Source organism: Streptomyces spiramenti (assembly GCF_012034385.1).
In the GTDB taxonomy this organism is placed as follows: domain Bacteria; phylum Actinomycetota; class Actinomycetes; order Streptomycetales; family Streptomycetaceae; genus Streptomyces; species Streptomyces spiramenti.
The window spans coordinates 1-4280 of record NZ_JAAVJB010000329.1 but is presented as its reverse complement, the minus strand read 5'-3'; the positions used below and the strand labels follow the sequence as shown (position 1 = coordinate 4280).

Annotated in this window: 4 protein-coding genes; all 4 read left to right on the top strand. The window is 74.6% G+C overall.

All coding sequences use genetic code 11. The features are described 5' to 3' along the window. On the top strand, positions 1-1329 hold a 1329-nt coding region (locus HCJ92_RS22645), incomplete at its 5' end, for a lantibiotic dehydratase (protein WP_209311472.1). Continuing rightward, positions 1323-2870, top strand: coding sequence for an amino acid adenylation domain-containing protein (locus HCJ92_RS22640; protein ID WP_167935470.1), 1548 nt, complete (start codon positions 1323-1325; stop codon positions 2868-2870). The genes HCJ92_RS22645 and HCJ92_RS22640, both read left to right, overlap by 7 nt. Next, positions 2867-3916, top strand: a complete 1050-nt coding sequence (locus HCJ92_RS22635; protein WP_338054332.1) for a threonine ammonia-lyase — start codon at positions 2867-2869, stop codon at positions 3914-3916. The genes HCJ92_RS22640 and HCJ92_RS22635 overlap by 4 nt, the downstream gene beginning before the upstream one ends. Then, positions 3913-4203 (top strand): acyl carrier protein, encoded by a 291-nt coding sequence (locus tag HCJ92_RS22630; protein WP_167935469.1) that lies wholly within the window; start codon positions 3913-3915, stop codon positions 4201-4203. Before HCJ92_RS22635 ends, HCJ92_RS22630 begins: the two co-directional genes overlap by 4 nt. The last annotated feature ends 77 nt before the right edge of the window (positions 4204-4280 follow it).

Genomic DNA, 4280 nt, shown 5'->3' with positions numbered 1-4280 from the left:
GACATCACCCACACCGCATCCCAACGCAACAAAAGCACCCGCACCGCACCCAACCGCTCACTCCTCTACACCGACACCCGCCGCTCCACCACCGCCACCATCGGCCACACCATCCTCGACGAACTGACGCCGCTGTCGCTGTGCCTGACGGCGGTCGGCTGGCTCACCAGCCGCTACGCCGAGTCGATGCGGGCACACATCCGGCAGGCGTTCGACCGAGTGCGCGGGGAGTCCCCGACGACCGACCTGGCGTCGCTGTACTTCGCCTGCCTCCCCGCGCCGCACGCGGAGTCGATGGCCGAGGCCGAGCGGGTCCAGGCGGAGCTGCGCGAGCGCTGGGCGCGGATCATCGACGCCCCCGAAGGGGTCCGGCGGGTGCAGCTGCGCTCGGAGGACATCGCGGAGCAGGTGGCGCAGGAGTTCGGCGGTCCGCGAGACGGCTGGTCGCTGTCCCGCTACGTCAGCCCGGACGTCCTCGTCGTCGCCGACAGCACCGACGCCGTGGCCCGCGGCGACTTCTCCCTCGTCCTCGGCGAGCTCCACATCGCGATGAACACCGTGGCCGCGTCGCTCTTCGTGCACCAGCACCCGGCGATCGAGGAGCTGATCGCGGAGACCACGCGTGACTTCCCCGGCCCGCGCCTGACACCGATGCTGCCCAAGGAGCTGCCGCTGAAGTGGTCGGCCCGCAGCAGGCCGGCGCTGGAACGCGACGAGGACTACGCGGTCGCGCTGGCCGACCACACCGGCGACCCCTACCGCGAGCGCTGCCTCCTCAGCGCGGACGTGACGGTCGCGGACCGCGACGGCCGCCTGACCGCGGTGCTGCCCGACGGGGCCGAGTTCGACGTCCTCGACGTCTTCGGCCACGCCCTCACCAACCGGGTGATGGACCGCTTCGCACTGCGGCCCGACGCGGACCACGTGCCGCGGGTGACGATCGACCGGATGACCGTCCAGCGCGAGTCCTGGCGCTTCACCGGCGACGACCTCGACTTCGCCGACGAGAAGAACGAAGCACGCCGCTGGATCCGCGCACGCAACTGGCGCACCCGACACGACCTCCCCCGCTACGCCTTCATCGTCTCCCCCACCGAACCCCGCCCCTTCTACGTCGACTTCGACGCCCCCGTCTACATCAACATCCTCGCCAAAGCCGCACGACGCCTCGCACGCAACAACCCCGGCGCCACCCTCACCCTCACCGAAATGCTCCCCACCCCCGACCAGACCTGGCTCACCGACGAACACCACAACACCTACACCTCCGAACTCCGCTTCGTCGCCGTCGACCAGGAACACGTCCAGGGAGGTGTCCCCTCGTGGTGAGGTTCCTGGACGACATCCGGGCGCACGCGGAGCGGCGGCCCACGGCGGTGGCGCTGCGGACCCCGGACGGACCGGTGAGCTACGGGCGGTTCGTCGAACGGGTGGACCGACTGGCGCGCACCCTCGCGGCGCGCGGCGTGGGACCCGAGCGGGTGTGCGCGATCGCGTTGGATCCCGGCGCGGACAGCGTGGTGGCGGTCGCCGCGGTGCTCCGGGCGGGCGGTGCCTTCCTGACGCTGGACCTGGCGCAGCCCGCCCAGCGGCTGGCCGCCGCCGTGAGCAGCGGCGGTGCCGAGATGCTGCTGACCCGCGGCGCCGTCGCCCGGCGGGTGGCGCTCCCAGCCCCGGGGCCGGTCCTGGACCTGGACGATCTCACCGCGGAGGCCGAGACGGAGACGGCGCGCGAGGCGGCCGGCGACCCGGCCGCCGTCCGGTGGCCCGAGGTGCCCGGGGCGGCCCTCGCCTACGTCAGCCACACCTCCGGGAGCACCGGAACACCCAACGCGGTGCTCATCGAGCGCGCCGGGCTCGACTCGTACCTGCGGTTCGTCGCGCGCGACTACGCGATGGGTGCCTGGAGCGTCGCGCTCCAGGTGGCGCCGGCCGGATACGACGCGTCCATCCGCGACACCTTCGCGCCGCTGGTCGCCGGCGGCACCCTGGTGCTGACCGACCGGGCGTCGCTGCTGCGGGCGGACGACTTCCTCGCGACGGTGGAGCGGAACGGCGTCAACACCCTGCTGAGCGTCACGCCGTCGTTCCTGACCTTCCTCGCCCAGCAGGAGGACGCCGCCGAACGGCTGCGGGGGCTGCGGCTGGTGGTGTGCAGCGGGGAGTCGCTGCTGCCGTTCCTGACCTCCGGAGCGAGGAAGCTGCTGCCGGGCGTGCTCGTCAACCAGTACGGCCCCACCGAGTGCACCATGACCGCGACCCGGCACCGGGTGGCGGAGGAGCCCGAGGTCGGCGCCGACGTCGTGGGCGCCGCCATCGACGGGATGTCGGCCCGGCTGGCCTCCCCGGACGGCGCGACGGTCGCGGCGGGCCAGGTCGGCGAGATCGTCCTCGGCGGGGTGGGGGTGGCACGCGGCTACCGCGGCAACCCGGTCCTCACCGCCGACCGGTTCCGGCCCGATCCGCTCGGCCCGCCGGGGTCGCGGGAGTACCGCACCGGCGACCTGGGCCGGCTGCGGCCCGACGGCACGCTGGAGTACCTGGGCCGTTCGGACCGGCAGATCAAGATCCGCGGCTACCGGGTCGACCCCTCCGAGGTCGAGGGCGCACTGCTCACCCACCCCCGGGTCACCGGCGCGGTGGTGACCGCCGACGCCGACGACCGCGGCCGGGTCTTCCTGAGCGCCCACCTCACGGGGGCGTCGCCCCAGGAGGTGACCGACGCCGAGCTGCGCCGGTACCTCGCGGAGACGCTGCCCGCCCACATGATGCCCCGGCGGTTCCACCGCATCGGACGGGTCCCGACCACCACCACCGGCAAGGCCGACCGGTCCGCTCTCCGCGGGGCGGCGAGCGGGGCGGGGACGTGACCGCGCCCCCGGCGGAGCTGCCGCCGGTACCGGTCCCGGTACCGACCGACGTCGCGCGGGCCGCCCAGCGGCTGCGGGGGCTGGTGCACCGCACCCCGATGCTTCCGGTACCGGGCGTGCCGGGCCTGCTGCTGAAAGCCGAACACCTCCAGCTCGGGGGCTCCTTCAAGGCGCGCGGCGCCGCGAACGCGATCGCCGCCGGCGCCGTCGACTCCGTGGTGACCGGCTCCTCGGGCAACCACGGCATCGCCCTCGCGACGCTGGCCCGCCCCCGCGGCCTGCGGACCACCGTGGTGATGGCGGAAGGCGCCTCGCCGCTGAAGGCCGAGCGCGTCCGTGACCTGGGGGCGGACGTCGTGACGGTCGCCGGCGGCGTCGCCGACCGCGAGCGGCACGCACGGCTGCTGGCCGCGCGTACCGGAGCGCTGCTGGTGCCGTCCTCCGACGATCCCCGGGTCGTCGCCGGTCAGGGGACCGTCGCCCTGGAAATGTTCCACGAACTTCCCGCGCTGGACATGCTGTTCGTACCGACGGGCGGCGGCGGGCTGCTGGCGGGGTGCTGCCTCGCCGCGGAGCTCGTCGGCCGGCGGCGACACGTGCGGATCATCGGCGTCGAGCCGATGGATGCCCGCCGCTACGCCCTGTCGCTGGCCGCGGGCCATCCGGTACAGGTGCCGCCGTCCCGCACCGTGGCCGACGGACTGCGGGGCCAGCGGCCGGGAGCGGTGACGCTCCCGGTGGTGCGACGCAGGACCGACGAGCTGATCGCGGTCGAGGACGACGAGATCCTCGCCGCGACGGAACTGCTGCGCCGCGGCGGTGTCCCCGCCGAGCCCAGCGGCGCGGTGGCCCTGGCCGGTGCGCTGCGCCGGGGGTTCCACGGCCGGGCCGCGGTCGTCGTCTCCGGCGGCAACCTCTCCCCCGATGCTCTTCCCGCCCGGGGCGCGCCCGCCGCCGCGGGTGCCCTGTCCTCCCCGTCCTTCGGGGCGGACGGCGCGACCGCCGTCCGCCCGTCCACCGAACCGAACCTCTGGAGCGCACGATGACGACGCAGCAGACCGCCACTCCCGCCGCGGTGACCACCGCCGAGCTGACCGAGCTGATCACCTCGGTCTACCGCGAGGCGCTGCAGGACGAGGGACTCGACGAGACGAGCGACTTCTTCGAGTGCGGCGGCGACTCGCTGGCCGCCTTCCAGATCACCGGCCGCATCGAGCGCGAGGTGGGCGGCGAGGTCCCGGTGGCCCTGGTGTTCGCCTACCCGACTCCGGTGGAGCTGGCCGAGGCGGTCGCCGAGGAGCTGGGCGGCGGGGACGAGCGGACCGATGGCTGAGGGCATCGCACCGCAGGCCGGCGCGGCAGCCGGCGCCACCGCGGGGACGGCGCCGGCAGGCGTCGCCCCCGCGGGCG